General features: G+C 65.5%; 23 protein-coding genes. 12 read left to right on the top strand and 11 right to left on the bottom strand.

Annotated features, from left to right (window positions below):
* Positions 1-45 precede the first annotated feature (45 nt).
* On the top strand, positions 46-963 hold the full coding sequence (locus AB0J47_RS14645; RefSeq protein ID WP_364345414.1) for a cobalamin biosynthesis protein: 918 nt from the start codon (positions 46-48) through the stop codon (positions 961-963).
* A 22-nt stretch (positions 964-985) separates the two neighbouring features.
* Here AB0J47_RS14645 and AB0J47_RS14640 read toward each other — a convergent pair whose 3' ends face one another.
* Positions 986-1846 carry an SURF1 family protein gene (locus tag AB0J47_RS14640; RefSeq protein WP_364345412.1) on the bottom strand — a complete coding sequence of 287 codons (861 nt, stop codon included), beginning with the start codon at positions 1844-1846 and terminating at the stop codon, positions 986-988.
* Positions 1846-2400: a low molecular weight protein-tyrosine-phosphatase gene (locus tag AB0J47_RS14635; RefSeq protein ID WP_364345410.1), complete on the bottom strand. Its 555-nt coding sequence runs from the start codon at positions 2398-2400 to the stop codon at positions 1846-1848. Before AB0J47_RS14635 ends, AB0J47_RS14640 begins: the two co-directional genes overlap by 1 nt.
* 44 nt (positions 2401-2444) lie before the next feature.
* Between AB0J47_RS14635 and cobC the strand changes: the two genes are divergently transcribed.
* The 8 genes from cobC to AB0J47_RS14595 all read left to right on the top strand — a co-directional run bounded on the left by cobC (position 2445) and on the right by AB0J47_RS14595 (position 18848).
* The gene (cobC, locus tag AB0J47_RS14630) at positions 2445-3482 is read left to right on the top strand and encodes an Rv2231c family pyridoxal phosphate-dependent protein CobC (protein WP_364345408.1); all 1038 of its coding nucleotides are present in this window, start codon (positions 2445-2447) and stop codon (positions 3480-3482) included.
* Between the two features lie 127 nt (positions 3483-3609).
* Positions 3610-4740 (top strand): Nif3-like dinuclear metal center hexameric protein, encoded by a 1131-nt coding sequence (locus tag AB0J47_RS14625; RefSeq protein WP_364345406.1) that lies wholly within the window; start codon positions 3610-3612, stop codon positions 4738-4740.
* A 96-nt stretch (positions 4741-4836) separates the two neighbouring features.
* A complete protein-coding gene (locus tag AB0J47_RS14620; protein WP_364345404.1) occupies positions 4837-5481 on the top strand; it encodes a hypothetical protein in 645 nt (214 codons plus the stop codon).
* Positions 5482-5684: 203 nt separating this feature from the next.
* Complete coding sequence (locus tag AB0J47_RS14615; protein ID WP_364345402.1) at positions 5685-6422, top strand: C4-type zinc ribbon domain-containing protein; 738 nt, start codon at positions 5685-5687, stop codon at positions 6420-6422.
* An 82-nt stretch (positions 6423-6504) separates the two neighbouring features.
* Positions 6505-7776 carry a bifunctional RNase H/acid phosphatase gene (locus AB0J47_RS14610; RefSeq protein WP_364345400.1) on the top strand — a complete coding sequence of 424 codons (1272 nt, stop codon included), beginning with the start codon at positions 6505-6507 and terminating at the stop codon, positions 7774-7776.
* A gap of 315 nt (positions 7777-8091) precedes the next feature.
* Entirely contained in the window at positions 8092-10566 is a 2475-nt protein-coding gene (locus AB0J47_RS14605; RefSeq protein ID WP_364345398.1) for an FAD-dependent monooxygenase, read from the top strand.
* Between the two features lie 174 nt (positions 10567-10740).
* On the top strand, positions 10741-18003 hold the full coding sequence (locus AB0J47_RS14600) for an amino acid adenylation domain-containing protein (protein ID WP_364345396.1): 7263 nt from the start codon (positions 10741-10743) through the stop codon (positions 18001-18003).
* Between the two features lie 155 nt (positions 18004-18158).
* Positions 18159-18848, top strand: coding sequence for a S1 family peptidase (locus AB0J47_RS14595; RefSeq protein WP_364345394.1), 690 nt, complete (start codon positions 18159-18161; stop codon positions 18846-18848).
* Here the strand turns inward: AB0J47_RS14595 and AB0J47_RS14590 are convergent.
* Positions 18758-19654 (bottom strand): helix-turn-helix transcriptional regulator, encoded by an 897-nt coding sequence (locus AB0J47_RS14590; protein WP_364345392.1) that lies wholly within the window; start codon positions 19652-19654, stop codon positions 18758-18760. The two genes, AB0J47_RS14595 and AB0J47_RS14590, sit on opposite strands and share 91 nt — an antisense overlap.
* Before the next feature lie 128 nt (positions 19655-19782).
* Here AB0J47_RS14590 and AB0J47_RS14585 point away from each other — a divergent pair, with 128 nt between their 5' ends.
* Entirely contained in the window at positions 19783-20184 is a 402-nt protein-coding gene (locus AB0J47_RS14585) for a hypothetical protein (RefSeq protein ID WP_364345390.1), read from the top strand.
* A 42-nt stretch (positions 20185-20226) separates the two neighbouring features.
* On the opposite strand, the gene AB0J47_RS14580 is transcribed toward AB0J47_RS14585, so the two are convergent.
* Together AB0J47_RS14580 and AB0J47_RS14575 are read right to left on the bottom strand one after the other, a co-directional pair.
* Positions 20227-20736 carry a GNAT family N-acetyltransferase gene (locus AB0J47_RS14580; RefSeq protein WP_364345388.1) on the bottom strand — a complete coding sequence of 170 codons (510 nt, stop codon included), beginning with the start codon at positions 20734-20736 and terminating at the stop codon, positions 20227-20229.
* A gap of 105 nt (positions 20737-20841) precedes the next feature.
* Positions 20842-21252, bottom strand: a complete 411-nt coding sequence (locus AB0J47_RS14575; protein WP_364345386.1) for a hypothetical protein — start codon at positions 21250-21252, stop codon at positions 20842-20844.
* Positions 21253-21485: 233 nt separating this feature from the next.
* Here AB0J47_RS14575 and AB0J47_RS14570 point away from each other — a divergent pair, with 233 nt between their 5' ends.
* The gene (locus AB0J47_RS14570; RefSeq protein WP_364345384.1) at positions 21486-21905 is read left to right on the top strand and encodes a pyridoxamine 5'-phosphate oxidase family protein; all 420 of its coding nucleotides are present in this window, start codon (positions 21486-21488) and stop codon (positions 21903-21905) included.
* Here AB0J47_RS14570 and AB0J47_RS14565 read toward each other — a convergent pair.
* From AB0J47_RS14565 to AB0J47_RS14540, 6 genes are all read right to left on the bottom strand, one after another.
* Positions 21862-22488 (bottom strand): NUDIX domain-containing protein, encoded by a 627-nt coding sequence (locus AB0J47_RS14565; RefSeq protein ID WP_364345382.1) that lies wholly within the window; start codon positions 22486-22488, stop codon positions 21862-21864. The genes AB0J47_RS14570 and AB0J47_RS14565 overlap by 44 nt on opposite strands.
* 47 nt (positions 22489-22535) lie before the next feature.
* Positions 22536-22820 carry a hypothetical protein gene (locus AB0J47_RS14560; protein ID WP_364345380.1) on the bottom strand — a complete coding sequence of 95 codons (285 nt, stop codon included), beginning with the start codon at positions 22818-22820 and terminating at the stop codon, positions 22536-22538.
* 76 nt (positions 22821-22896) lie between these two features.
* Positions 22897-23505, bottom strand: coding sequence for a TrmH family RNA methyltransferase (locus tag AB0J47_RS14555; protein WP_364345378.1), 609 nt, complete (start codon positions 23503-23505; stop codon positions 22897-22899).
* Positions 23506-23587: 82 nt separating this feature from the next.
* Positions 23588-24424, bottom strand: coding sequence for a helix-turn-helix transcriptional regulator (locus AB0J47_RS14550; protein ID WP_364345376.1), 837 nt, complete (start codon positions 24422-24424; stop codon positions 23588-23590).
* A complete protein-coding gene (locus AB0J47_RS14545) occupies positions 24421-24945 on the bottom strand; it encodes a DUF6879 family protein (protein ID WP_364345374.1) in 525 nt (174 codons plus the stop codon). The genes AB0J47_RS14550 and AB0J47_RS14545 overlap by 4 nt, the downstream gene beginning before the upstream one ends.
* Entirely contained in the window at positions 24923-25252 is a 330-nt protein-coding gene (locus tag AB0J47_RS14540) for a hypothetical protein (RefSeq protein ID WP_364345372.1), read from the bottom strand. The genes AB0J47_RS14545 and AB0J47_RS14540 overlap by 23 nt, the downstream gene beginning before the upstream one ends.
* A 220-nt stretch (positions 25253-25472) precedes the next feature.
* Between AB0J47_RS14540 and AB0J47_RS14535 the strand changes: the two genes are divergently transcribed.
* Positions 25473-25628, top strand: coding sequence for a hypothetical protein (locus tag AB0J47_RS14535; protein WP_364345370.1), 156 nt, complete (start codon positions 25473-25475; stop codon positions 25626-25628).
* Positions 25629-25738 lie beyond the last annotated feature (110 nt).

Below are 25738 nucleotides of genomic sequence, written 5' to 3'. Positions count from 1 at the left end.
TGGCGTGCTGGCGGGTTGCGCGCGGTGACGGGCTACCCTCGCCGGGTGCGAACGGGGACTTCCAGGGCGGCCGGGCTGATGCTCGGATTCGCGCTCGACCGCGTATTCGGTGATCCACGCCGGTGGCATCCGGTGGCTGGATTCGGTACGGCGGCAGTTGCGCTGGAGCGGGTGACCTACACCGATCGGCGTTCGGCGGGGGTTGTGCACGAACTGGTGTTGGTCGGTGCGACAACGGTGTTCGGGTTCGGGCTACGGCGCGGTGGGGTAGTTGCGACCGCGCTGGCGGCATGGACGGTGCTCGGCGGGCGCAGTCTGGTGCGCGCCGGACGCGAGATGGCCGACCGGCTCGAGTCCGGTGATGTGGCGGGCGCGCGGGCGCTATTGCCTTCGCTGTGCGGGCGCGATCCCGAGGCGCTCGAGGCGGACGGATTGGCCCGTGCCGCCTTGGAATCCATTGCCGAGAACACCTCGGATGCGACGGTCGCGCCGCTGCTGTGGGGTGCGGTCGCCGGGACACCCGGGCTGCTCGGGTATCGCGCGATCAACACGCTGGACGCGATGATCGGCTACCGCAACGACCGGTACCTGCGCTTCGGGTGGGCCGCCGCCCGCGTCGACGATCTGGCCAATCTGTTGCCCGCGCGCATCACCGGCATGCTCACCGCCGCCTTGGCGCCTGTGGTGGGCGGACATCCGGCCGACGTACTGCACGCGTGGCGACGAGACGCGTCCAAGCACCCCAGCCCCAATGCCGGGGTCGTCGAGGCCGCGATGGCAGGTGCGCTCGGTGTCCGGCTCGGCGGGCGGACCCAATATCGGCACGGCACCGAACTGCGTCCAACTCTGGGTGACGGTCCCGCACCTCGGGTCGCGGATCTGCGGCGCGCTGTACGCATGTCGGAGGCGATCCAGGTGGGCGCGGTCCTGACCGCCGCACTCTGGTCGATTCTGCGGCGCTGACTCCGCCCAGTGGCGGACTTGGTCAGCGAGTACCGCCGTAGCGGTCGGCCAGGCGCTGCTCATTGGTGGATGCCGGTGTGGGGGTCGGGGTTTTGGTCGGGGTCGGTTCCGGGGTAGCCGTGGCCTTGTCCTTGCGGCGCTCGCGGATCTCGGCATAGATGAAGTAGCCGAGGCCGAGGGGAGCCATGATGCCGAAGGCCAACCATTGCAGGCCGTAGGAGAGATAGGGGCCCGCGTCGAGTTGAGGGAGGGGAGTAGGGGTGAACGCTCCGGGTTGGTTTTCGCTGAGCTGCAGGTAGCCGCCGCGTTCGCCGGTGGGGATGACGGTGAGGGGCTCCTGTAGGACTGTCATTTCCTGCGTGGTGTCCACCGAGTACACCTGGCGGTAGCCGTCTTGGACCGTCGGGTCCTTACCGGGGGTGACGCCCTCGGACATCCGGATGCGCGCCTCGATCTTCTGCGGCCCGGTGGGCGGGTCCGGAATCTGCGGTGGGCGGGAACCGTCGACGGCCGCGACGAGACCGCGATCGATGAGCAGGATGCGGCCGTCGTCGAGTTTGAAGCTGGCCAGTACCGAGTAGCCGGGCGCGCCGTCGAGGTGGCGCAGCCGGACCAGCACGGTCGAGTTCGGCAGGTAACTGCCGGTCGCCGTGACACGTCGCCATTCGGCGCGCGAATCGGTGCTCTGGTTGTCCAGGACGGTGGCGATATCGATCGGGGCGGCGTGCACCGAATCGGCGATCAGCTGGTTGCGGTGCGAGGTGGTGGTGTTCTTGCCGAGCTGCCACGGTGCGAGCACGGTGAAGCAGAGATAAGCGAAGGCCGCGACGAGTACGGCCAGGATCAGCCAGCTCGGGCGCAGCAGGAAGGTCAGTCGGCGCATCACGAGCGTCCGTCTGGGACATAAGAGACTGATTGGTCTGGTTTATCTCCGGGCTCATTGTCGGCGATCGGGCCGCGCGCGGCGAGGGTGGTACGGACCCAGTCCAAAAGCCCCGGGATGGCGGCGGCGATCTGGTCGTGGACCAGGTCGAAGTCGGCGGTGTCGCCGTAGTACGGGTCGGGAACGTCGAGGGTGTCGGCGGCGGGGTCGAAGCTGCGGAGCAGGCGGCGGCGGTCCGATGGGATGCCGAGTGTGGCGAGGCGGCGTTCGTGGCCGGAGTCGAGGGCGATCAGCAGGTCGGCGTCGCGGTGTTGGTTACCGAATTTCGCGGCGATGTGGCCGGTCGGGTAGCCGTGGCGGTCCAGGGTGGCGTTGGTGCGGGCGTCGGCGTCCTGTCCGGCATGCCAGCCGTCGGTGCCCGCGCTGCTGACCCGCACGCGGTCGGCGAGCCCCTCGCGGTACAGGTGTACCGCGAACATCTTCTCCGCCATCGGCGATCGACAAATGTTGCCGGTACAGACGAACGACACGTGCAACTCACCCACGACAGCCATTCTGGCCGGTCGTCCCGAGGGACCGCCACGTAGGGTGATTTCTCGTGTCAGCCGAGAGTGTCGATCACGCGAAACTGCGTCACCACGGTGACGTCGACGTGCGCCCCGGCATGCTCGATTTCGCGGTGAACGTGCAGGGCAGTGCGCCGCCGCCTTGGCTGCGCAACCGCCTGGCCGCGCGCCTCGACGATCTCGGCAGATATCCGAGCGCGGCCGACGAACTCGCCGCACGCACCGCGGTGGCGGCCCGCCACGGTCGCGCGATCGATGAAGTGCTGCTGTTGGCGGGCGCGGCCGAGGGCTTCGCAATGCTGTCCAGGCTCGCACCGCGACTGGCCGCGGTGCTGCATCCCTCGTTCACCGAACCCGAACTGGCGCTGCGCGAGGCCGATATCCCGGTGACCCGCGTCGTACTCGAACCGCCGTATGCCCTCGACCCGGCGCTCGTTCCCACCGCCGCCGACCTGGTGGTGCTCGGCAACCCGACCAACCCCACCTCGGTCCTGCACCCCGCCGAAACCATCCGCGCGCTACGTCGACCGGGCCGCATCATCGTCGTCGACGAGGCCTTCGCCGATGCGATTCCCGGCGAACCGCAGTCACTTGCCGCTTCGCCCGCACCGGACATCCTCGTCCTGCGCAGCCTCACCAAAACCTGGGCCTTGCCGGGTCTGCGCTGTGGTTACTTCCTCGGCGCACCCGACCTGCTGGCATGCCTGAATCACGGCCGCGCCCACTGGCCGCTGGGCACGCTGCAACTGGAAGCGATCACCGCGACCGCCGAGCCGGATGCGGTCGCCGCGGCACAACAGCGAGCACAGACGATCGCCGCCGAGCGCCACTCGATGATCGAACGACTGACCGCGCTGGGCATACACGTCCACACCCCCGCTGACGGACCATTCCTATTGCTGCGCGTGCCGGACGGTGAACTCCTGCGAAAGCACCTGGCAGACCATGGAATCGCGGTCCGCCGTGCCGACACCTTCCCCGGCCTCGGACCGGATTACCTGCGCATTGCTGTCCGCGGTCCCGCCGAGGTCGATCGGTTGATCGCCGGAATCCGTGCGGCAGGAGTTTGATGTCGACCCAGCTGGGTTGTCCGTGTGATGTCCGCACCCGTGTGGGCGCGAGGGCGCTCGTCCTGGACTGTCGAGTGTGGGCAGGTGATCTTGGTGTGGCCGGAAAACGGGAGACGGAGGTAGACGGATGACGACGCTCGCGGATCTCATCGGGGTGCTCGACGCGGCTTATCCGCCGAAGTTGGCGGAGTCCTGGGATTCGGTGGGGTTGGTGTGCGGTGATCCGGTCGATGAGGTGACTCGGGTGCTGTTCGCCGTGGATGCCACTGCCGCCGTGGTGGATGAGGCGATCGATTGGCGGGCACAGGCTTTGGTGGTGCACCACCCGCTGCTGTTGCGCGGCGTCGACACTGTCGCGGCGGATACGCCCAAAGGCGCTCTGCTGCATCGGCTCATCCGGTCCGGGTGCGCATTGTTCGCGGCGCATACCAACGCCGACTCCGCTGATCCGGGAGTTTCCGATGCGCTGGCCGAGGCGCTCGGACTCACCGTCACCGGACCATTGGATTCGAAACCGCAAGCTGCCATGGACAATTGGGTGGTGCAGGTGCCGCGTTCAGATGCGGATGCCGTGCTGGCCGCGCTGTTCGCAGCCGGTGCCGGTGGCAGCGGTACCTATCGTGAGTGTGCTTTACGGGTGCCAGGAGTGGGGCAGTTTCGTCCGGTGACAGGGGCGAACCCGGCGATCGGCGCCATCGGGGAATTGCGGCAGGTCGACGAGGACCGCCTCGAAGTGATCGCACCGCCCTCGGCGCGCACCGCCGTGCTGGCGGCGCTGCGGTCGGCCCATCCCTATGAAGACCCCGCCTACCACGTCACCGAGCGCGCGGCGCTGCCATCCGGGCTCGGCATCGGTCGGGTCGGCACCCTCCCCGAACCGGAGTCCTTGCGCGAGTTCACCTCTCGGGTCGCCGCCGCACTGCCCGCGACCATCTGGGGCGTGCGCGCGGCTGGTGACCCGGATCGCATGATCCGGACCGTCGCGGTATGCGGCGGCGCGGGCGACTCCTATCTGAACACCGCGGCGCGCCTCGGCGTCGACGCCTACGTCACCTCCGACCTGCGCCACCATCCGGTCGACGAACACCTGCGCCGCGGCGGCCCCGCAGTGATCGATGCCGCCCACTGGGCCACCGAATTCCCATGGTGCGCACAGGCGCAAACAGCAGTCCGAACCGCCCTGCCCGACCTCGAAACCCGCATCTGCACCCTGCGCACCGACCCCTGGACGATCAGCGCCACCGGCGTGACCCGATAACGAACCATCCAGTGCGACGGCGTGTTCAGGGCGTGTTGCCGGAGTTGGTATGTGGTTCAGGTGAGTTGACGCGCCCGATCGGGGTACAACTACCGCATGAATTTCCCGGTGGACTTCGGGATCGTGCAGATCGGCCTGATGCTGATCATCTTGGTCGCGGTCGCGTTGCTGATATCGGCGCTCGTCATGGTGCGCAAGGTCGGATTGCGGGTTCTGCTCGGGCGCGGCGCGGGTGGACTGGCGCTGCTGATCGTCGCGGTACTGCTGCTGTGGGTGATCACGCTCGTACAGACATTCCTGGGATTGAGCGGGGAGGTCAAGGCCGCGCACGTGGTGGTGAATCAGGTTGCGGGCCAAGACCATCGGCTCGAGGTCGACCTCACCCTCTACGGCGACGACCACCACCCCGACAAGCACGAGAAATATCAGGTCGAGGGTGACCTATGGGTGCTGCAGGCCAATATCGTCGAGTTGGAGCCGTGGGTGAACGCCCTCGGTTTCCACTCCGGCTACAAGGTCACCCGCCTCTACGGCCAACGCCTCGACGGCGTCGCCACCACGCAGAACCAGATCTTCGTCAACGGCGACGACCAGGACTTCTTCAACGATATGCGCAATCACAAATGGTGGACCGACCCCTTCGTCCGCTCCGCCTACGGCAACGCCGTCATCGCCACCCCGGGCACCTACGACGTCTTCATCTCCCGCGACGCCATCAAAACCCGCGCGCCGGGCAGTTGACACAGAGGCCGGATAAAGACGTCGGATCTGTGTTCCGATGGCACCACCATCGCCAGCTCGCGCTTATTCCGCGGTCGATGACGCACCGACCACTCCCCTCGGACCGAATCACCCGCCATCCGGGGTACGGTTGAAGACTGGCATCGCCACGCCCGTGGCTCGCGTGCCTCCATCCGTCCACAGCGTCCAGGAGTTTGTCCGCGTTGAATGTCGAACCAGCTGTCCAGTCCAAGCTGCTCCAGCTCGCCGCCGTCGACGCCGAACTGACGCGGATCGCGCATCGGCGCACTGTGCTGCCCGAGCAGCAGGATGTGGCACGGCTGGAGACAGAGCGGAATGCGCACAAGGATGCGGCGGTGGCGGTCGAGATCATGCTCGACGATCTGGACCGGGATATCCGCAAGCTGGAGGGTGAGGTCGATGCGGTGCGCAAGCGCGAGGAGCGCGACCGCGGCATGCTGACCGCCGGTTCGGTGGGCGCCAAGCAGCTCTCCGAGATTCAGCATGAGCTGGGTAGCCTGGAGCGTCGCCGTTCGGTGCTCGAGGACGAGCTGCTCGAGGTGATGGAGCGTCGCGAGGCGTCGGCATCCGATCACGATCACGCGGGTGCGCGGCTCAGCAAGATCGAGCAGGAGCTGGCCGATGCGCAACGCCTGCGCGACGAGGCGCTGGCCGATCTCGATGTGGCGCAGGGGCGTTGCGATTCCGATCGCAAGGATCTGGTCGCGCTGTTCCCGGACGAACTGCTGAGCATCTACGACCGACAGCGCACCCAGCACGGCACCGGCGCCGCGCTGCTGCAGGCCCGCCGGTGCGGCGCGTGCCGGATCGAACTCGACCGCGGTGAGATCGCGCGCATCACTAAGGCCGCGCCGGACGTGATCGTGCGGTGCCCCGAATGCGGTGCGATCCTGGTGCGCACCAAAGAATCGGGTTTGTGAGGTCTCCGGTGCGGGTATCAGTACTCGCGTCGGTCCGCTCCCAGCGACGGATGGTCGGCTGTCGAAGAGGACGAGAGGAACAATGACCGAGCGCGAGGTGATCGTCGAGGCCGATGGCGGTTCTCGGGGCAATCCGGGCCCGGCCGGTTACGGCGCGGTCGTCTTCGGCGCCGATCACATCCGTATCCTCGCCGAACGCAAGGAATACGTCGGCATCACCACCAATAATGTCGCCGAATACCGTGGGCTCATCGCTGGTTTGGAGGCGGCGGCGGAATTGGGTGCGCGCGTGGTGTCGGTGCGCATGGATTCCAAGCTGGTCGTCGAGCAGATGTCGGGACGCTGGAAGGTCAAACACGCGTCCATGATTCCGCTGGCCGACCGGGCCCGCAGGCTGGTCGCCGGATTCGACAGCGTGACGTTCACCTGGATTCCACGCGCCGAGAACTCACATGCCGACCGGCTGGCGAACGAGGCGATGGATGACGCCACGCTGATCGGCGAGGTGCATGCCGCCGAGCGGCAGTTGCTCGATGCGGGCGCGGTCGCCGCCAACCTGGCGGAAGAGGTCCGCGAGGCCGAAGAACAGCTGCTCAGCTGGACCGATGAGCAGCCCTCCGCGCGTAGCGTCGAAGAGCACCTGCCGAGTTGGATCGACGAGGCACGCGCATCCAATACCCAAGCCGCCGAACGCGATACGCCGACCGCCGCCGAAGCTGCCCCCGCCTGGACCGGCGCGACCGGCCGTCCGACCCGCTTCCTGCTGCTGCGCCACGGCCAAACCGCCCTCTCGATAGAGCGCCGCTACTCCGGGCGCGGCAACCCGCCCCTCACCGCCCTCGGCCGTGAACAGGCCGCCCGCGCCGCGAAAATGCTCGCCGCGAAGGGGGGTATCGCCGCGGTGGTCACCTCCCCGCTCGGCCGCGCCCGTGAGACCGCCGAAGCCGCCGCCACCGCACTCGATATTCCGGTGCGCGTACTCGACGGTCTCACCGAAACCGACTTCGGCGACTGGGAGGGCCTCACCTTCCAGGAAGCGGCACAACGAGATCCGCAACTACACGCCCGCTGGCTCGGCGATCCCTCGACTCCCGCACCGAACGGTGAGAGTTTCGATCAGGTGCGCGAACGAGTCGAGGCGGCTCGCCGCGATTTACTCGCCCTTTATCCCGGCCAGAACATCGTGGTGGTCAGCCACGTGACCCCGATCAAGACATTGCTGCAACTGGCGCTCGGTGTCGGCCCGTCGCTGCTGTACCGCCTGCACTTGGACCTGGCGTCGCTCTCGATCGCGGAGTTCTATCCCGACGGCGGTTCATCGGTTCGGTTGGTCAACGACACGTCCTACCTCTGAGGACTCGAGCGTCGGACCAACCCGTATGTTTTTCGGTGAACCGTGAATTATGGCGCATCGCAATGGATTCGGCCTGTCGAACCGGTCCCTTTGGGTTGAATCTCACACGGTAACGTTTCAGACACGGTTATAGCGGTAGGCTTCGGGTCGGTCAGGCACAGGCATCCCGCCCCGCCTGTCTGGTCGGGGATAACCAAGGTCTTCGAACAGTGCTGCTCGGGGGGATGAGAGCTGGCGGGCAGCGTTGCTCGGTGGTCGCTTCGAACGATGAAGAGTCCTGTGCGGTCGAGTGATTCGATGGAAGCGCAGGTTCGAATGAGTAGTCCGATCAAGGTTATCGTGCTCGGTGCGGGGATCGGAGGGCTCACGACGGCCGCCGCATTGCGACAGGCGGGCTTCGTGGTCGAGCTCTATGAGGCCGCACCCGAGCTGCGTGGCCAAGGATTCGGACTTTCGGTGCAGGCCAATGGAATCAAGGCGTTGCGCGCGATCGGCCTCGGCATCGAGGAAGAACTGTTCGAGCGTGGCGGGAAGGTCGAGACCTTCCGCTTCAACAACCCGGACGGCACCCCCATCCGAGTGCTTCCGGTGCACCGTCAGGACGAGCGACTCGGCGCACCGAGTGTCGCCCTGCACCGCAAGGATCTGCATGCGGTCCTGTTGCGCGCGATCGGCGACACTCCGACTCATGTTGGCGCACAAGCGACTCGGTTCATCGATGACGGTGAGCACGTGCGCGTCGAATTCGCCGACGGCCGCATCGCCGAGGGCGATCTGCTGATCGGCGCCGACGGCATCCACTCCGTGGTGCGCGCCCAATTGCACGGCCGCGCCGAACCGCGCCCCGGCAATTTCGTCGCCTGGCTGGCCTGCGTCCCGTTCGAACATCCGGCCGTGCCGCACGGCTACTCCGCGCACTATTGGGGCACCGGAATGCGTTTCGGCATCCACGACATCGGCCACGGCCGGGTGTACTGGTGGGGCACCATGACCATGCCGGGCGATGAGGCCGCCGATTGGCGTGGCACCAAGGAAGATTTGCAGCGGCTCTATGCCGACTGGGCGCCGGAGGTGCGCGCTTGCATCGATCAGACCGACTGGGCCGATGTGCTCGCCGTGCCCTGCCAGGACCGTCCGCCGCTGGATGGCTGGGGTCGCGGCCGGGTCACCCTGCTCGGCGATGCGGCGCATCCCATGCTGCCCAGCCTCGGTCAGGGCGCCAACTCCGCCATCGAGGACGCCGTCGTACTCGCCCACACGCTGAAGACCTCGCTGGATCCCGTTGCGGGCCTGCGTCGTTACGAGCAGGTGCGCGCCGAGCGGACGGCCATGTTCGTCAACGGTTCGTGGTCGCTCGGCAAGATCGAGCAGACAACCGATCCCAAACTGGTGAAGGCTCGCGACACCTACTTCCGGCACGCACCCACGGAATTCTTCCTGCGCGAATTGGGTAAGCCGATGTCGTTCCCGCCGCTGGAGGGACCGACCGCGCGACTGCCACGCCAGCTGTCTCCGGTGGAGCGCTGGCATTGGATCGCGGATCAGCTTGCGCCGCTGCATATTCTGGCCCGGGTGCGGGTGCACGGCTCGATCACCGCCGAGCAGGTGCGAATCGGCCTCGACGAAGTGCGGCATCGACATCCGCTGCTCGGTGTCGCGGTGGCAGCCGAACCCGATGGCAGCGCACCGCGTTTCGTGCCGGTGCCGACACCGATTCCGCTGCGTGTGGTCGAGTCCGCCGGTCCGGACGCCTGGCTGGCCGAGGTCGACGATGTCGAATTGCGCGAGCCCTTCGACTGGCACTCCGGTCCGCTCGCGCGCGCCGTGCTCATCGCGGATGCCACCGGTGAGACCAGCGATCTGATCGTCACCCTGCACTATGCGATCGCCGACGGTGAGAGCGCTATGTCGGTGGCCAAGCAGGTGCTGCAGGTCGCCGCGGGCGATGGCATTGATCTCGAGCCCGCCCCGGTTCGGCCGGGTCCGGAGCAGCTGTTCCCGGCGAAGTTCCAGGGCGCCAAGGGCTTCGGCCGCACGGTCGGATCGCTGCTGCGCGACCAGAAGTCGCAGCTGAAGCGGCCGCGGCGACTCGAGCCGACCGAACTCGCCCCGCCGTCGCGGCGACGTAGCCGGGTTGTGCACCGCAGTCTGGATGCCGATCAACTCGACGCATTGACCGCAGGTTGCGAGCGTCACGGCGTCGGCCTGCAGGCCGCGCTCTCGGCGGCGCTGCTCATCGCGGCGGCACGCGAGTCCGGCACCTACACCGAATCCTGGTACACCGTAGGCAGTTCGGTGAACTTCCGCGGCCACCTCGACGGCGCGGTCGCCGACACCGAGGTCGGCACCTACCAGGGCATGATCGCGACCCCGGCGAAATACGCGCCGTGGTCCTCGCTGTGGCAGATCGCCGGCGAGATCGAGCGCGAGTACGGCGCACGAATGGACCGTCGCGACCATCTCGCGGCACTGCGCCTGCTGAAGGTCGCCGCACCGAAATCGGTGGCCGCCAGTGCATCCACGGTCAAGTTGATGGACACCCGCGGTCCAGGTCACCTGTGTATGACCTACCTGGGTCGCTACCCGTTCCCGGACAAGATCGGCGCGTGGCAGCTCTCGGGCGCGCAATTCGTCTCGGGCATGTCGGTGAGCGGCTTCATCATGGCCACCGCCAATGCCACACACGGCGAATTGTCGTTCAACCTCGGCTATGTCGAGCCAGCGGTTTCTCGTGGGCGCGCCGAGCGACTTGCCGATGAGAGTGTGCGCGCATTGCTGTCGGTGATCTGACCGACTCGCACCCATAAACGAGGGCGAATCCCGGCATCGATGTCGATGCCGGTAATTCGCGCTATCTGAAAACTGGATACAAGTGGTAACGGCTTTGCGTTTCGGCGTCATCAGGGGCGGGTCCTGGACAGTTTGCGCACGGTCTGTGCCGCGGCTGTCGCGATAGGAGTGACTGTGACGTCGAAAACCACCGCAAATCCCGAAAGACCGATCGAAGCATGGCCGGTCAGCGCATATCAGCGCGACGTACTCGGCTTGGCATTCCGGCTGGCACCGGAACCCGTTGCGCAGCAGACCTATAGCCTGCGCATCGATGAGCCGCTGGATATAGCGCGGCTGCGCGCCTGCTGGCAGCGAGCCCTGATGAGCGATGACGCATTGCGATTGCGCTTCACCTTCGAGAACGGCCAATTCCGCCAATGGATTTCGAATGAGATTCCGGCGGTCGAGGTCGTCGACCTGACCGATGCGCCGGATCCGGAGGCCGCCACCCAGGAATGGCTGTGGCGCGAGGTCGGCGCGCCGGAGCTTCCGGATCGGCCCGCGCGGCTGGCCGCGGTGGTGGATCGACCGGACCGGTTCTTCCTGTTCATGTCGTTCCATCACGCGCTGGCCGACGGCTATGGCATGAATCCGGTCATCGCTACGCTGGATACCAGCTACAAGATGAAAGATGTTCCGCTCGAACAGCTTGCGGTGCCTGAGCCGGCCGATGAGCACACCGACCGTTCCGTGGCCACCTATCGGCGGATCGTCGAGGACGACGAGACGTACCGAGCTTCCGAGCAGTACACAGCCGACCGTGACGGTCTGCTCGCCGCGCTCGACGGCGTCGAACCCGCGCTGTTCCCCAACCGGACCAGCTCGCCGAGAATTGCCCGCGGCCACTACAACACGATGATTTCGGGAGAGTACCTCAATCGTGTTCGTGCCACCGGTGTGACCGTTTTCGCGTATCTGACCGCTGCGGTGGCAACGTATCTCGCGACGATCCACCGCACCGATCAGGTGGTGATCGGCGTCCCGATGCTGAACCGGCACTCCGCGGAGACCTATCGCACGCAGGGCCACCGCGCCAATGTCGTCCCGCTGCCGGTGCGCGTCGATCGCGACGTGCCGCTCAGGCAGATCGCCGAGCAGGTGACCCAGCAGATTCGAAAGCTCAAGAAGCATCAGCGCTTCCCGTACGGTGAGCTGACCCGGGCACTGAATCCGGATCCGGCCGCGCCGCCACTCTACGACGTCGCCTTTTCCCACACGAAGCTGCCGGATGCCGATTACGTCCACGAACTGATTTCGAAATGGACGGTGCACAATCCGGGTTCGGTGACCAACGCGCTCACCATCGTCACGGCGGAGAACGGCCGGGACGGCTCGTTCAGCCTCCAGCTGTTCTACGACAAAGACATTTTCGACGCGAGCTTTCCGATCGAATCGGCGCTGCGCAGCGTGGGCGAAATGGTCACCGCGTCGCTGGACCATCCGGAGACTCCGGTGGGTGCGCTGCCGCTGCTTTCGGCGCGGGACAGTGCCGAAGTGGCGGCCTTCGAGGCGGGTCCGCGTATCGAATTTCCTTACACCACCATTGATCGGCTGTTCATCGAAAAGGCCGCCGATCATCCGGAACGGGTGGCGGTGGTGTCCGCGGATTCCCGCGAACTGACCTACGCCCGATTGTCCGGTCTGGTAGAGGGTTTCGCCGCTCGGCTGCACGAGCTCGGCGCAACTGGGAACGAGTGCATTGCGGTCGTGCTGCCCCGTTCGTCCGACATGCTTATCGCGGTGCTCGGCATTTTGCGTGCCGGATGCGCTTACGTGCCGCTCGATCCGGATTATCCGGCGGCGCGCATCGAAACGGTTCTCGCGGACTGCGAAGCGCGGTTCGTGGTCGCCGGAAGCGAACATGCGCGGGTCTACCAAAACCTCGGCGTCACCCACATCACGGTGTCCGACACACCTCCCGGCACCGTCGAAAATGTCTCGCACCCACACGATTTGAGCTATCTCATCTATACCTCGGGCTCGACCGGGGTGCCCAAGGGCGTGATGGTCGAGCATCGCTCGGTGGTCAACCGGCTGACCTGGATGCAGCGCCGCTACCCACTGTTCGCCGATGACGTGATCCTGCAGAAAACGCCTGTCACCTTCGACGTTTCGGTGTGGGAGTTGTTCTGGTGGGCCATCACCGGAGCCAAGGTGGCACTGCTCGAGGTCGGCGGTGAGCGCGATCCGCGCCGCATTGCCGAGGCCATCGAGGCGAATGCGGTGACCGTCATGCACTTCGTGCCGTCCATGCTGGCGGCCTTCGTAGACGAACTGGAGGCCGATCGCACGATCGTGCCGCGCATCGCGGGCCTGCGCCGGGTGTTCTGCAGTGGTGAGGCGCTGCCGCCCGCGCTGGTTCGCCGCTTCCACGCCGCCTTCGCCGCGGTCGCGCAGCGGCCACCGCAGTTGGTGAATCTCTACGGTCCCACTGAGGCCACCGTGGACGTCTCGTATTTCGATTGCCCACCCGCCGGCGACTGCTTGCAGGTCGCTCGAAACGACCAGCGTGATTCGCTCGATCTGGTGCCTATCGGTCGTCCGATCGACAATACCGCCCTGCTGGTGCTCGACGAATCCGGACGCCGCATGCCCATCGGCGTAACCGGTGAACTCAATATCGCCGGAGTCGGTGTCGCGCGCGGCTACCGCGGCCGCCCGGACCTGACCGCGGCCGCATTCGTCGACGATCTGACCGTGCCGGGCCGTCGTCGCTACCGCACCGGTGACCTGGCGCGCTGGCTGGCCGACGGCACCCTGGAGTACCTGGGCCGCTTCGATGATCAGGTCAAGATCCGCGGCAACCGGATCACTCTCGGCGAGGTGCAGAACGCGATCCTGGGGTGCACGGGGGTGCGCGCCGCGGTCGTCGTCGACGAGCAGTCCGAGACGCATGAACTGCATCTGGTCGGATATTTCGTCGGCGATGACGTGACCGGTGACGAGATCGCCGCACAGATCGCGATTCGCCTGCCGCGCTATATGATTCCGACCCGACTGCTGCGCGTCGACCGTATTCCGTTGACCCCCAACGGCAAGACCGATCGCAAGGCATTGGCACGGGCGGCGGAGGTTTCTCAGCATGCGGATTTCGTCGGCGTGCCGACCGAACCGCGGACACCGGTCGAGGCCGAACTGGCACAGGTCTGGCGGACCGTGCTCGGTATCGACTCCATCGGTGTACACGACAACTTCTTTACCCACGGCGGCGACTCCATACTCGCGCTATCTGTGCGCACCGCCGCCGAACGCGCCGGACTGTTCTTCGATGTGGATGCCTTCTATGAGCATCCGACCATTGCCGAACTGGCCCAGATCGCCTCGGATGGTCCGGACGGCAACCGGATTCGCATCGCCGCTGCATTGGCGACGGTGCCGCTGATCGACCGCGCCGCACTGCATCAGGCCGAGGATGCCTTCCCGGCCACCGCGCTGCAGCTCGGCATGCTCTTCCACAGCATCGAGCGCACGGATTCGGTGACCTACAAGGACGTATTCCGTTATCGGTTCGAAATGCCCTGGGACGCTGCACAATTCCACGCGGCATTCGGCCGGCTCGTACGCCGTCAGCCCGCCCTGCGGTCCTCGTTCGAGCTGAGTAAGTATTCAGTCCCGGTCCAGGTAGTGCACAGCGCGATCGAATACGAACTCGAGATCGTCGATGTCTCCGATCTCGATCCGGTGCTGGCCGATCAGGAGGTCGAGGACTACACCCAGGAGCGCAGACACGCCCGGTACGACCTCGCACGCGCCCCACTACATGCGGTGCGGGTATTCCTGCGACCGTCCGAAAGCGCCCTCCAGACCGTCGATCTGGTGCTCAGCTTCCACCACGCCATCCTCGACGGATGGAGTGTCGCTACCGCGGTGCTCGAACTGCTGGTCGACTACCTGAATACGCTGGGACTGATCGAAACCGGTATCGATGACACGCCGCATGCGGCCACCGTCCTGGCCGAGTACGCGCAGTCCGAAATCGCCGTGGTGCATGATGATTCGGCCCGTGCGTACTGGCGCGCGGCACTGGCCGGAGCCGAGCCGACCGCGCTGACCGCCCTGGGTGTCCACGAGGGTACGGGTGCGAAGGAACCGCAGGCCGCCGCCGTGCTGCCGCGTCGGCTCGCCGAGCGGGTCACCGCATTCGCCGCTCGGCACCAGGTGCCCGAGAAGGCGGTCTACCTCGCGGCACACTGCCTGACCTTGCGCACGGTGACCGGTCGCGCCGATATCACCACCGGTGTGGTCAGCCACGGCCGACCGGATCGGGCAGGCGCGGAGAGCATCGCGGGCCTGTTTCTGAACACGCTGCCGATGCGGCTGGACGATACCGCCACCACCTGGCGCGCCGCCGTCGAGCAGATAGCGCGCCGGGATCGCGACGCCTACCCGCACCGACGCTATCCGCTGCGGTCGATCCTGGCCGATGGCGGGCCTGCCTTCGAGACGGCATTCAACTTCATCAACTACCACCTCTTCGCACCGATCCTCGGTACGGACCGAGTCACCCTGCACGACTTCGATGTTCGCGAGGACACCAATTTCCAGCTCTTGGTCACGGTGGCCCATGATCCGCGTGACGACCGAATGTGGGTGCGGGTCAACGGTGACCACACGCTGAACAAAGATCAATGCGAAACCGTGGCAGTGACTCAGCTGCGCATATTGGCGGCGATCGTCGCGGATCCGGATGCGGCGATCGACCGCGGCACGGGTCCGGCGACCGCGCGCGATATCGGCACATTGGTCGCCGACGCGGCAGCACTCAATCCGCACACCGTCGCCGTCCGGGGCGACGAATCCAGCCTCACCTACGACGACCTGATCGAGCGCAGCGAACGACTCGCCCGGTGGCTCAACGGTTTGGGGATCAGACCAGGTGACCGGATCGGCATCCTGATGAGCCGTCGCCCGGAATTGGTGCTACTGGTGCTGGCACTCATGCGAATGGGCGCGGCCTGCATGCCGCTCGATGTCAGCTACCCGCGGGCCCGGCTGAATCTCATGATCGACCGCGCCCGCCCGCACCGGGTGATCGCCGACGCCGCGTATGCCGAGATCGTCGACAATGTTCGACTGGTGCTGGACACAGCGGAGGTGTTCGATCCGACCGCTGACAGTGATATGGATTTCGCTGTCCCGGATCACATTTCGCCCGACGCGCTCGCCTACGTGCTTTTCACTTCCGGCTCCACCGGCGAGCCCAAGGGCGTCGCGATGCCGCACCGCGGCCTGACCACGCTGGTGGACTGGCAAAACCGCAGCCCATCGGGCCTGAACCTGGCCAGCACATTGCAGTTGGCGCCATTGAGCTTCGATGTGTCGTTCCAGGAGATCTTCACGACCCTGGCCGCGGGGTCCACGCTGCGGGTGAGTTCGGCGGATTTGCGTTCCAATGTCGATGAATTGCTGAATACCGTTGTGGCCGAAGGTATCGAGCGGCTGTTTCTGCCCTATGTCGCACTGCAGGCCTTCGCCGAGGCCGTGGTCGCCCGGCGAAAGTTCCCGGTCGAGCTGAAAGTACTCGCGTCCTCCGGTGAGCAATTGCGCATCACCGACGAGATCCGCGCACTGTGCAAAGTGGTGCCGGGGCTATTGCTGGAAAACCAATACGGCCCAACGGAATCCCACGTCGCGACCATATTCACGCTCGCGGGCTCACCCGACGACTATCCGGCGCTGCCGCCCATCGGCCGCCCCGTCGACGGCGATACCGTCGAATTGCTCGACAGTGCCCTGCGTCCGGTCGCCGACGGTGTGATCGGTGAGATCTATCTCGGCGGCCGGTCCCTCGCGCGGGGCTACCAAGACCGGGCGGCGCTGACCGCGCAGCGGTTCGTGGCCACTCACGGCGGCGCAATCCTTTACCGCACGGGCGATCTCGGCGTGCGGCTGGCCTCCGGAGATCTCGTCTGCCTCGGCCGCAGTGACAGTCAGGTCAAGATTCGCGGCTTCCGGGTGGAGCCCGCCGAGGTGGAGCTGTGCATCCTCGGACTCGTCGAGCAGTATCCGACCATCACCGAGGCGGCCGTGGTGGCACGGGGGTTCGGCGGCATTGATGGCGCGCTGATCGCCTTCCTGGTCGGCGATGCCGAGCAGACCGATCTGGCAGCGCTGCGCCACGATCTGCGCGGCGTTCTGCCCGCGCATATGGTGCCCTCGCGCTTCGTCTTCCTCGACGAACTGCCCCGCACGCCCAGCGGGAAGCGCGATGACGGCGCATTGCGTTCGATCGTCGAATCCGCACCGGAATCGGTTGCCGCACAGCGGGAGCCGGCCGACGAATACGAGCACTCCGCGGTCGAACTACTCGCCGAGTACGCGGGTCTACGCTCGATCGGTCTCGACGACGATTTCTTCGCCGCGGGCGGTACCTCCATCGGTGCCATGCGCGTAGTGATGGGGTTGTCCCGGCGCTTCGGTGTCGACGTGCCGCTGGATCTGTTCATCGGCGCGCCGACCGCCGCCCAACTCGCGGCGCTGGTCCGGTCCGGAAATGCCCGGCGCACATTCGACCCGCTGGTGCCGATCACCGTAGGCGGTCATAAGCCGCCGCTGTTCCTGGTGCATCCGATCGGTGGAAATGTGCTGTGCTACTTGGCACTTGCCCGCTACCTCGATCCGGATCGTACGATCTACGGCCTGCAGGCCGCGGGCGGCGATGCGGGCAGTACGCCGGAGAAGACGATCGTGGGGATGGCCGAGTCCTACCTGGCGGCGGTGCGTCGCGTGCATCCGGAGGGGCCCTACCACCTGGCCGGTTGGTCCTTCGGCGGGAATGTCGCACTCGAGATGGCGCGGCAACTGCCCGAGCGGGAGGTGGCCAGTGTGACGCTGCTGGACACCATGGCATTGCGTCAGCAGGCCCGCGAACCCATTGCCGAGGAACAGCTCATTCGCTGGTTCTTCCTCGAATTGCTGTGGTACGCCCGCGGAAATAAGGCCGCGCTGGTTGATTTCGAACCCGACGTGCACGCAACCGAGAAGCTCTTCGATTCGATGCTCGCCGAGTCGATCCGCTCCGGCATCCTGCCCGCCGACAGTTCACCGCAGGCGATCCGGCGGCTCTACGAGGTGTTCTACGCCAACTACACGGCGTTGCTGGAGTACCAGCTCGAACCCTATGACCGCGATATCACCCTGCTGCGCGCCGAGGAGGCCCTGCCGCCGGGTGTGGATCTCGCGCACCAGGTCGTCGGCAGCATGTTCGACAGCGCGAACAACGGTTGGGAGCAGTACGCCGCCCGGCGCTTCACGCTGGTCCCGGTGCCCGGCGACCACCTGCACATGATGACCGAACCGCATGTTCGCGAGGTCGCGGTGCAGTTGGACTCGGCGCTCGCGGCGGCCGATCCGGATCCGGACCGGGAGCTCGGTGCCGAAATGCTCGACGCCTGATCGGTTTGGCCCCGATGGGTGCGGTTAACCGGAAGCTTGAACTAGAGTTCCGGGGTGGCCGCAGCTGTCGGGGCGGCTCTCCATCGTGTGTGTGCGGTTGGTCGACGCGTGAGTCGATTCCGAGGTCGGCCAGTTCGAGAAGGAGAGTAGTTGCCGTGAAGTTGGGAATGATCGCGATGTGCTCGGCCGCTGTGGGACTCGTGGGGGCCGCAACCGCGCAGGCGGCCGGAAATGCCGTGGTCGGCGGCGGTTCCGGCCTGGTCTTCGATAACAACGTCGCGTGCTCGCTGACCGCGATCGGCTACGACAGCGCCGGACACCTGGTCGGACTGACCGCGGGGCACTGCGCCCCGACCGGCTCGCGATTCGGCGCCGAGCGCTTTTTGGATGCCGGTGTGATCGGCACGGTCGCATACTCCGATGACGGCGAAGGCCTCGATTTCGCAGTGCTGCAATTCGATTCGGACAAGGTCACGCCCGTGCGCAATGTCGGACCGACCACCATCGCCGGATTCGGTGCGGCACCCGCACCCGGCGAACCGGTGTGCACGAGCGGGCGCAGCAGTCGATTCGACTGCGGTGTGGTCTGGGGGTCGCTGGACGGCACGACGATCAACCAATCCTGCTCCAAGCCTGGCGATTCCGGTGGGCCGGTCACCGTCGGTGATCGACTGGTCGGCATGAATCAGGGGCGGCTGACCGGAATCAACGGCGTCGGATTCAATATTCCATGCATCTTCCCGGCGATACCCATTCATTCACCGGCATTTTTCGCGCCGATCGATCCGATACTCCAGGCCGTGGACGCCGTCGGCGGGGTCGGTAGCGGATTCCAACTCATCTGATCCGCCGCGAATCCGCGCAGTGCTGCGGCGGTGAATTCGTCGAGTGGGTAGAACAATTCGATCGCGAGTTCGGACAGCGTGACGTCGGCGGGCGCGCCGAAGGTGGCCATGGTGCTGAACATGCGTAGTTCGCCGAACGGAGTTCGGATGCGCAGCGGGACCTCGAACGGATTGGGTGATGCCGCATCGTCATCGGGTGCGTCGCTGAAATCCGGCGGTGGGGGGTAGGCGACGACCTCGCCGTAGAGTGTTCGGAGTGCGGCGTCGCCGGTGGCATTGACCTGGCGAGACAGTCTCTCCAGGAACAACTCTCGCACCTGGGTCAGGTTGGCGAGGCGGGCCGCGAGGCCGTCGGGATGCAGCACCAGCCGGTAGACATTCGGTTGCGGAGACATCAGCGCTTCGGGGATATCGGCCATGAACAGGTTCATGGCGCTATTTCCTGAGACCACATTCCACAAGCGGTCCACCACGACCGCCGGATAGGGCTCGTGCGCGGTCAGCATGATGTCGAGTGCGGAGCGGACCGCGGCCAGGCTCGCGTCGTCGAGGCTGCTCTCTCGGTAGGCGGGTGCATAGTCGGCGGCCAGCAGCAATGTGTTGCGCTCGCGCAGCGGCACATCCAGCGCGTCGCAGAGCCGCAGAATCATGGCTCGGCTGGGTTTAGCCCGGCCGGTCTCCATATACGAGATGTGGCGCGAGGAGCTGTCCGCGGCCAGTGCCAGATCGAGCTGGCTGAGCCTGCGTCGGTGCCGCCAGTCGCGCAGCAATGCGCCGACCCGCGATTCCGTCTGATTTACCGCCACCCGGGCAGGCTAATCAGCGCGGTGTGCGTTCGGCCATGACCTCAGAGGTTATTGAGACCTTCACCTCAGGTCCGGCATGGTCGGTTTCGGGAGCCGATCGGGCTGCCGGATCGACAAGAGGAGAGAAGATGAGCACACTCGTCGCGCGCGCCGATACCGACTACCTGCGTACCGTGTTGCGCCTGGACGGCTGGGGCACCGGGGTGTTCGGCATCGTCATGCTGGCCGGGGCAGCGGCGCTGCGCGGGCCGTTGGGGCTGCCGACCGCGTGGTCCATCCCGTTCGGCGTCGCGATGGTCGGTGGCGGACTCGCGCTGCTGCTCATTGCCGGGTACCCGGATCTCGTGGGGAGCCATGCGGTCGCTGTTATCGGGGTCAATGTGATCTCAGCGCTGGGGCTGGTGGTGTTGGCATTCTCGGGTCTGCTCGAGTTGACCGGGCTCGGGGTCGCCTTCCTGTTGATCGGTGCGGTGTGGGTTGCGTTGTTCGCGGCGCTGGAGGTGAGTGGGGTGCGGCGGGCCGGATTGTGAACTTCGGTGCCGTGTATCGGATCTCGTGCGCCCGTCGAGATGTCATCCGGGAAGTCGAGTGGGTCCTGAACCGTACGTCACCGCAATGGACATTTCCTGCTCCAGCCGCGGATCATCCTCGCCGCAGCGTTGTCGGCGTCCGGTGAAGGCGAAACCCGTTCGCAGGTACAGGGACTCGGCGTGATGATTGCCTTCGACAACCCAGAGCCGAAGTTCGCCGTGACCATGAGCCCTGGCCCAGTCGACGGTGGCGGTGAGAAGGAGATCCGATGCCCCGGTTCCGCGTGCGCTCGGATTCACCCAGACCGACGCCACGATCGGCGGACTGCTATCAGCCTTGGTGACGATGCCCGCCGAGCCGACGACCCGGCCGTCGCGCTCGGCGACGAATAGCAGCCGCGTACCCATCCACTGCCGCCACTGCGGCTCATCCCACCGCGACGCCACCTCGAACGTCGAAGCGAACGTCCCCGGTGGCGATCCCGCCAAAGCATCTAGCCGGATCTCTCGGGCGACCGTCCACTCGCTTCCACCCAACTGCCGCACCCTCATCCGGCGATCGGCCACCGACACCGCTGCCACACGCAAACGCGCGATGGATGTCCGGCCGTCTTGGATGCCGTGCCGATTCTGGACAATATGCGCTGAGTCGTCGGATCAGCGTAGTCGTCCGCGACGATTCGTCGGTCGTCCGTCGTGTATCGCTTGATTGCGCAGCGATTCGGTTGTCTCGGTGTCGCGTTCGTGGGCGATATCCAGCATCGCAAGTCCGGTTTCGCGGATCAGTCCGTCCAGATCGTCGAGCATCGCGGCGATCGCATCGCTGGCCGTCCGCAATTCGGCGGCGCTCGGATCCGGCCGATCGAAAACCATACGGAGTTTGTGCAGCCGCAGCCCCGTGTCGAAGAGACGGCGCACCAGCCGATCGCTGGAATCGGTGAACGCGGTGGCGTTTCCGGATAGCTCTTTGGTGGGGCCGAATGATCGTCGCGGCCTACTACGCCACGTGCTTCGGCTGCTGCCCCCGCGGGCGCCGGTCCGGGAGCTCGACCGCACATCATCGGGCATCGAAAGTCCTCCTGAGTCGTTGATTCGTATTGGTGGCCACGTTTCGGGACCCCGGAGACGTGGCCATTCTACTGCGCCCGATTTCGGCGGGTATGAACGGCTCCTTCGGAAAACCGATACCTGTTCATCCTTCGTACCGTGTAATCGCTTGGTAGGCAACATGATCACCGCCTGTCCGAAGTAAGGTCATCGATAGGGGCTGCTTCGCAGCGCGAACTGGTGGACAATGGGGTATGGCAGTAGACGATGTGCGGGAGTCACGCGAACTGTCGGTTGATACCGCACTGCACCTGCTGGGCACGATCGGATTCGGGCGTGTCGCGTTCTCGCGCTACGCTTTACCCGCGATTCGCCCGGTCAGCCACGCACTGGTCGAGGATCACCTGGTCATCTACGCCGACGCCGCGACGACCGGTTCGCTCGATCATCAGGTCGTGGCTTACGAGGTGGACGCGATCGACCACCAAACCTCCCTCGGCTGGTGTGTGATCGTGACCGGTATCGCCGACACCGTCCGCGACCAACACGAAATCGTGCACTATCAACAGTTCTTGCCCTCTCGCACGGTCGGTGCCGGTGATCGAGTGACCAGAATCCTGCCCGATATCGTCACCGGAATCGAGTACGTGGGGCCGGAAGAGGTCGATCGGTAGTCGCTCGAGGGGCTGGAATCCTCCCGGGGAGTAGCGGTTCGAGTTTCGCGAGGAAGCGCGCGAAATGTGGATCGGCGTCGGTGCGGTCGAAGGTGTCGATATCCCACCACTGTGCTGCACCGAATTCGCGCGGGTCCAAGGTGTATTCGCGGGCGCGGTCGCCGCGGATGACGTACCAGAGGCTGACATCCTGGTGTCCGCTGTGGGTGCCGACCGTCGTGGTGACAGTGAGGAACAGCGGTTCGTTTCCGATGACGGTGAATTCGGGGTCGATGCCCAACTCCTCGGCGGCCTCGCGTCCGGCGGCGGCGAGCGGATGTTCTCCCGGTGAGACATGGCCGCCGGTCGGCAGCCACAGTCCGGCGAGGAGATGGCGGCCGAGCAGGACGCTGCGTGCCCGCGGGTCGACGAGCACCACATACGAGACCAGATGCCGTGGGGGAGTGTCGGGTTTGACGCGACGGAAAACATCATCGGTGGAGGCCAGCCAGGCCTTGGTGTCCTCGATGTGCTGCCGCTCGAGAGCATCCAGCGGCGTGATCCCATCGACGATATCGGCGACAGTCGCGGTCGCGAGGTTCATGGCAGGCGACTGTAGTCGCGGGCACCGACAGGTTTGCCCAGTGCGGACTATTCGAGGACGACCGGGCGCAGCCGAGTGGTGTAAGCCCCGGCGCGATCGAGCGCATCGGCGGCGGCATCGAGTTCGATCATGGTCTCCTCGAAGACTTCCCGCGCCCCGGCAATGCAGTAAGCCGGGGTCGTGAGCGCCCCGATCCCCTCGGTATCGACCAATATCCCTGAGGTTTGCAACGAACCATAGGCGGCATCGAGCCCGGCCAGCTCCCCACGCAATTCCCGCAGCCGATGAAACACCTGCTGCCGCCGAATCTCCAATGTCAATGGATCGGTCATCACCCGCTCCCCACTTCCGCCGTGAACTCCACCGCAATCTACCGCGACCTACATCGACGGCTCGAACTCCACCGGCTCAGCACAGACCCGCGAGTTTGTAGAGCACCAGGGATCCGGCGACGGCCACGTTGAGGCTGTGTCCGGTGCCGACCATCGGGATCTCGACGGCCATATCCAGCAGTTCCAGCCCTTCCGGCGGGATACCGGTGGACTCGTGGCCGAGCACGATGACGGTGCGTTTGCGGGCGACGGGCAGATCGGCGAGGCGAATGGACTCGTCGGTGAGTTCGACGCCCACGATCGCCGAACCCCCGTCCCGCTGACGCTGCAGCCACCGATCGACCCGCCCGTCGATCCAGTGCACACACTGACGGTGGCGCAGCGTATTGCCGTGGTCGAGCGCATCGGGCACCCACGGCCGCCGCGGCACCGCCATACACGCACCGACCGCATCACACGTGCGAAGCAAGGTGCCGAGGTTGACACCGTGCTTGGGCCAAAGCGGTGCCGCGAGCAAATGATTCCAACAGCCATGCGAACGCTGACGGCGTTGCCGACGAAGTTCAGAGCGGGTGCGCACCCGCGCCGCCGTCACCGGCGCGCGGGAATACCCTTCCCAAGGGAGTGTAAGTCTTGGCAGACAATGAATTCCATCGCAATGATGCTTCGCGGCGCATCCAGCCATCGACGTGGCCGATCATTTGACGACCGGGCCGTATCGCCTCAGCATACCGGTCCCGCCCATGTACTCGCAGGATCGCGCTGGATCATCGTCCGCGTCGTTTGTCGAGTGCTGCCCCGATCAACTTCCGTGCAGTCTCACCGGTAATAGACTGTCCGGCAAGGATTGTGAACGCACGGCCGTAGGTCGCTATCTCGCGCGGCTGAGTGATGGTCAGCTCTGCGGCTGTCCCTTCCACCATGACCAGCCGGTTGTCGAACATGGCGAAGTTGGTGGACACCACAAGGGCCTCGGCTGTGGCCGGAACGATGCCGATGGTGACTCTGGGCATTCCGATTATGGAGGCCAGCCGGTCGAGCTGGCCGATCATGACGGCATCGGTGCCGACGGTGGTGTAGAGCGCTTGCTCAGCAATCAGGAAGTGGAACAGGTGGTGACGCTGGTACAGGATGCGTTGCCGTTCCATTCTCTTCGACACGGCTTCGTCTACGTCGTCGGGTACCTGGTGGAACTGGATACCCCGGCGTAGCTTGGCCTCGGCGTACTCGGCCGTTTGCAACAAGCCGGGAATGATCTGCGGCTGATAGTCGCGGATGTGAGTTGCTTCCGCTTCGAGCTTCAGCGACTTCTGTTGCCGACGCTTCAGCCCGGTTCCGAGGATCTTCCGCCATTCGAGGTACGCAACCTCGATGTTGTGAAGGGTGGCCAACAGGTCTGGGAGTTGGTCACTGGCGTTCGCGTGTTCGCAGTACGCCCGGATGTCGTCGTCAGACGGTTTGATCCGGCCGTATTCGATCTTGGACACCTTCGACTCGTGCCAACCGGAGAGCTGGGCAAGCTTCCGGTTGGTGAGCCCGGCCGTACGGCGAAGCTCCCGAAGTCGTACCCCGAGAGCTTCCCGCGCATCGTGGACGCTGGTCACTGGCTGACGTACTCCGCGTACGGCGTGGCCAGCTGCCACAGTCGTTGTTTCACACTCCGGGAGTAGCCGACGATTCCCGGATCGGTGGTCACTGCCAGACCCGCTGGCTTTCCTTGCTCGTTCACGAGGTTGAAGACAACCCGCTCGTTGTCGATGAGCCACCAGTCATCCGAAGGCACCTCCCCGGCGAGATGCCGAGGCACGTAACGGATGTCCTCACCCGCTTCGGTGTTGGTGTCGGTCACCGAGAGCAACCAACGGTGATAGTCGGTGTGCGGGACCGTGACCACACGTACCCGGCTCACGGTCACACCACGGCCGGTTGTCTCCCGGATGAGATCGTTCCATCGGTCCTTGTGCTCATCCGGCAACGCGGGCTGACCTTCGAGGAACCGGCGAAAACGGTCCGACTCGGTCGGCACGGCGTAGGCGTCCCGAACTTCAAGATGGAACGCTTCGGCTTTGCAATCGCGGAATAGGGCGACCCAGTCCGGCGGCTCATGCTGAAGGTAGAGCACCATAGAACGTCCTCCTGATCTTCGGAACTTCAATCGCTGTCTCGTTGGGCGCAAGGTCGAGCTGAGCCAGCGTGTCAGGCTCGGCGATGGGTCGGCCGGTGAGGGTGAAGGTACCCCGGCCTGTGTCTCTGAGCATGGCACCGATGAACGTATCCGCTTCAGCGAATCCCGTTAGCAGGTGCGGGATTTCGATGGCTTCCGGTGTGGCCGTCTCCCATCCCTGGATGAGATACGAGTCTTGGTCTGTGGCATACAGCGTCGGGCAACCTCCGACATCGGAACCGCCTTTGCCGAGGAACTGTAGGCGCATCGTTCTGTCCCCTGTCTAATTCTGAGCACGAGTTTTCCCGTGCTAGGTACATAATCCCCTGGCTTGTCCTGTTTTGTGGGCTGATGAGCGAATCTGAGCACAGTTGTGCATACTCCTGGCGGTCACCCTCTGCGGCCCCTTAGCGTCTGAGCTGGCCCCCGTGGCATGTGACGCCAACCGGTCACGGGGTGCCTACCAACATCGGACTACAGGAGTCGAGATGGACAGGCGCACACGACTGTTCGTGTTCCCAGGCGGATTGTTGGAGATCGCCGACAACGGCGACGAAGACCAGTCCTCCGGGATATATCTGGAGTGGCGGGGGTCTGAACCCCCGGCTACCGGCAATGCCGACACAGACGGGCCTGCGGCATGATCGGGCTAAGTGTTGCGTTCGGTGTTCCGGTGGTCGCGTTCTTCGCGCTGGTGTTCTGGCCTCAACGGATACCGAAAGAGAAGTCTGTGCGCGCGATCCGGGAACGGATC

The sequence above is a fragment of the Nocardia sp. NPDC049737 genome, from assembly GCF_040674755.1.
In the GTDB taxonomy this organism is placed as follows: domain Bacteria; phylum Actinomycetota; class Actinomycetes; order Mycobacteriales; family Mycobacteriaceae; genus Nocardia.
Note: the sequence above shows the minus strand (reverse complement) of the source record. Positions and strands in the feature narration are given on the sequence as shown.

What these genes read in the sequence shown, in the direction of transcription:
- AB0J47_RS14580 (WP_364345388.1), bottom strand. Translation starts at nt 20,736, where the DNA reads ATGAGGGTGCGGCAGTTGGGTGGAAGCGAGTGGACGGTCGCCCGAGAG.
- AB0J47_RS14575 (WP_364345386.1), bottom strand. Translation starts at nt 21,252, where the DNA reads ATGCCCGATGATGTGCGGTCGAGCTCCCGGACCGGCGCCCGCGGGGGC.
- AB0J47_RS14560 (WP_364345380.1), bottom strand. Translation starts at nt 22,820, where the DNA reads ATGACCGATCCATTGACATTGGAGATTCGGCGGCAGCAGGTGTTTCAT.
- AB0J47_RS14635 (WP_364345410.1), bottom strand. Translation starts at nt 2,400, where the DNA reads ATGGCTGTCGTGGGTGAGTTGCACGTGTCGTTCGTCTGTACCGGCAAC.
- AB0J47_RS14640 (WP_364345412.1), bottom strand. Translation starts at nt 1,846, where the DNA reads ATGCGCCGACTGACCTTCCTGCTGCGCCCGAGCTGGCTGATCCTGGCC.
- AB0J47_RS14625 (WP_364345406.1), top strand. Translation starts at nt 3,610, where the DNA reads ATGACGACGCTCGCGGATCTCATCGGGGTGCTCGACGCGGCTTATCCG.
- AB0J47_RS14535 (WP_364345370.1), top strand. Translation starts at nt 25,473, where the DNA reads ATGGACAGGCGCACACGACTGTTCGTGTTCCCAGGCGGATTGTTGGAG.
- AB0J47_RS14585 (WP_364345390.1), top strand. Translation starts at nt 19,783, where the DNA reads ATGAGCACACTCGTCGCGCGCGCCGATACCGACTACCTGCGTACCGTG.
- AB0J47_RS14540 (WP_364345372.1), bottom strand. Translation starts at nt 25,252, where the DNA reads ATGCGCCTACAGTTCCTCGGCAAAGGCGGTTCCGATGTCGGAGGTTGC.
- AB0J47_RS14555 (WP_364345378.1), bottom strand. Translation starts at nt 23,505, where the DNA reads ATGGCTGGATGCGCCGCGAAGCATCATTGCGATGGAATTCATTGTCTG.
- AB0J47_RS14565 (WP_364345382.1), bottom strand. Translation starts at nt 22,488, where the DNA reads ATGAACCTCGCGACCGCGACTGTCGCCGATATCGTCGATGGGATCACG.
- AB0J47_RS14605 (WP_364345398.1), top strand. Translation starts at nt 8,092, where the DNA reads ATGAGTAGTCCGATCAAGGTTATCGTGCTCGGTGCGGGGATCGGAGGG.
- AB0J47_RS14620 (WP_364345404.1), top strand. Translation starts at nt 4,837, where the DNA reads ATGAATTTCCCGGTGGACTTCGGGATCGTGCAGATCGGCCTGATGCTG.
- AB0J47_RS14570 (WP_364345384.1), top strand. Translation starts at nt 21,486, where the DNA reads ATGGCAGTAGACGATGTGCGGGAGTCACGCGAACTGTCGGTTGATACC.
- AB0J47_RS14545 (WP_364345374.1), bottom strand. Translation starts at nt 24,945, where the DNA reads ATGGTGCTCTACCTTCAGCATGAGCCGCCGGACTGGGTCGCCCTATTC.
- AB0J47_RS14610 (WP_364345400.1), top strand. Translation starts at nt 6,505, where the DNA reads ATGACCGAGCGCGAGGTGATCGTCGAGGCCGATGGCGGTTCTCGGGGC.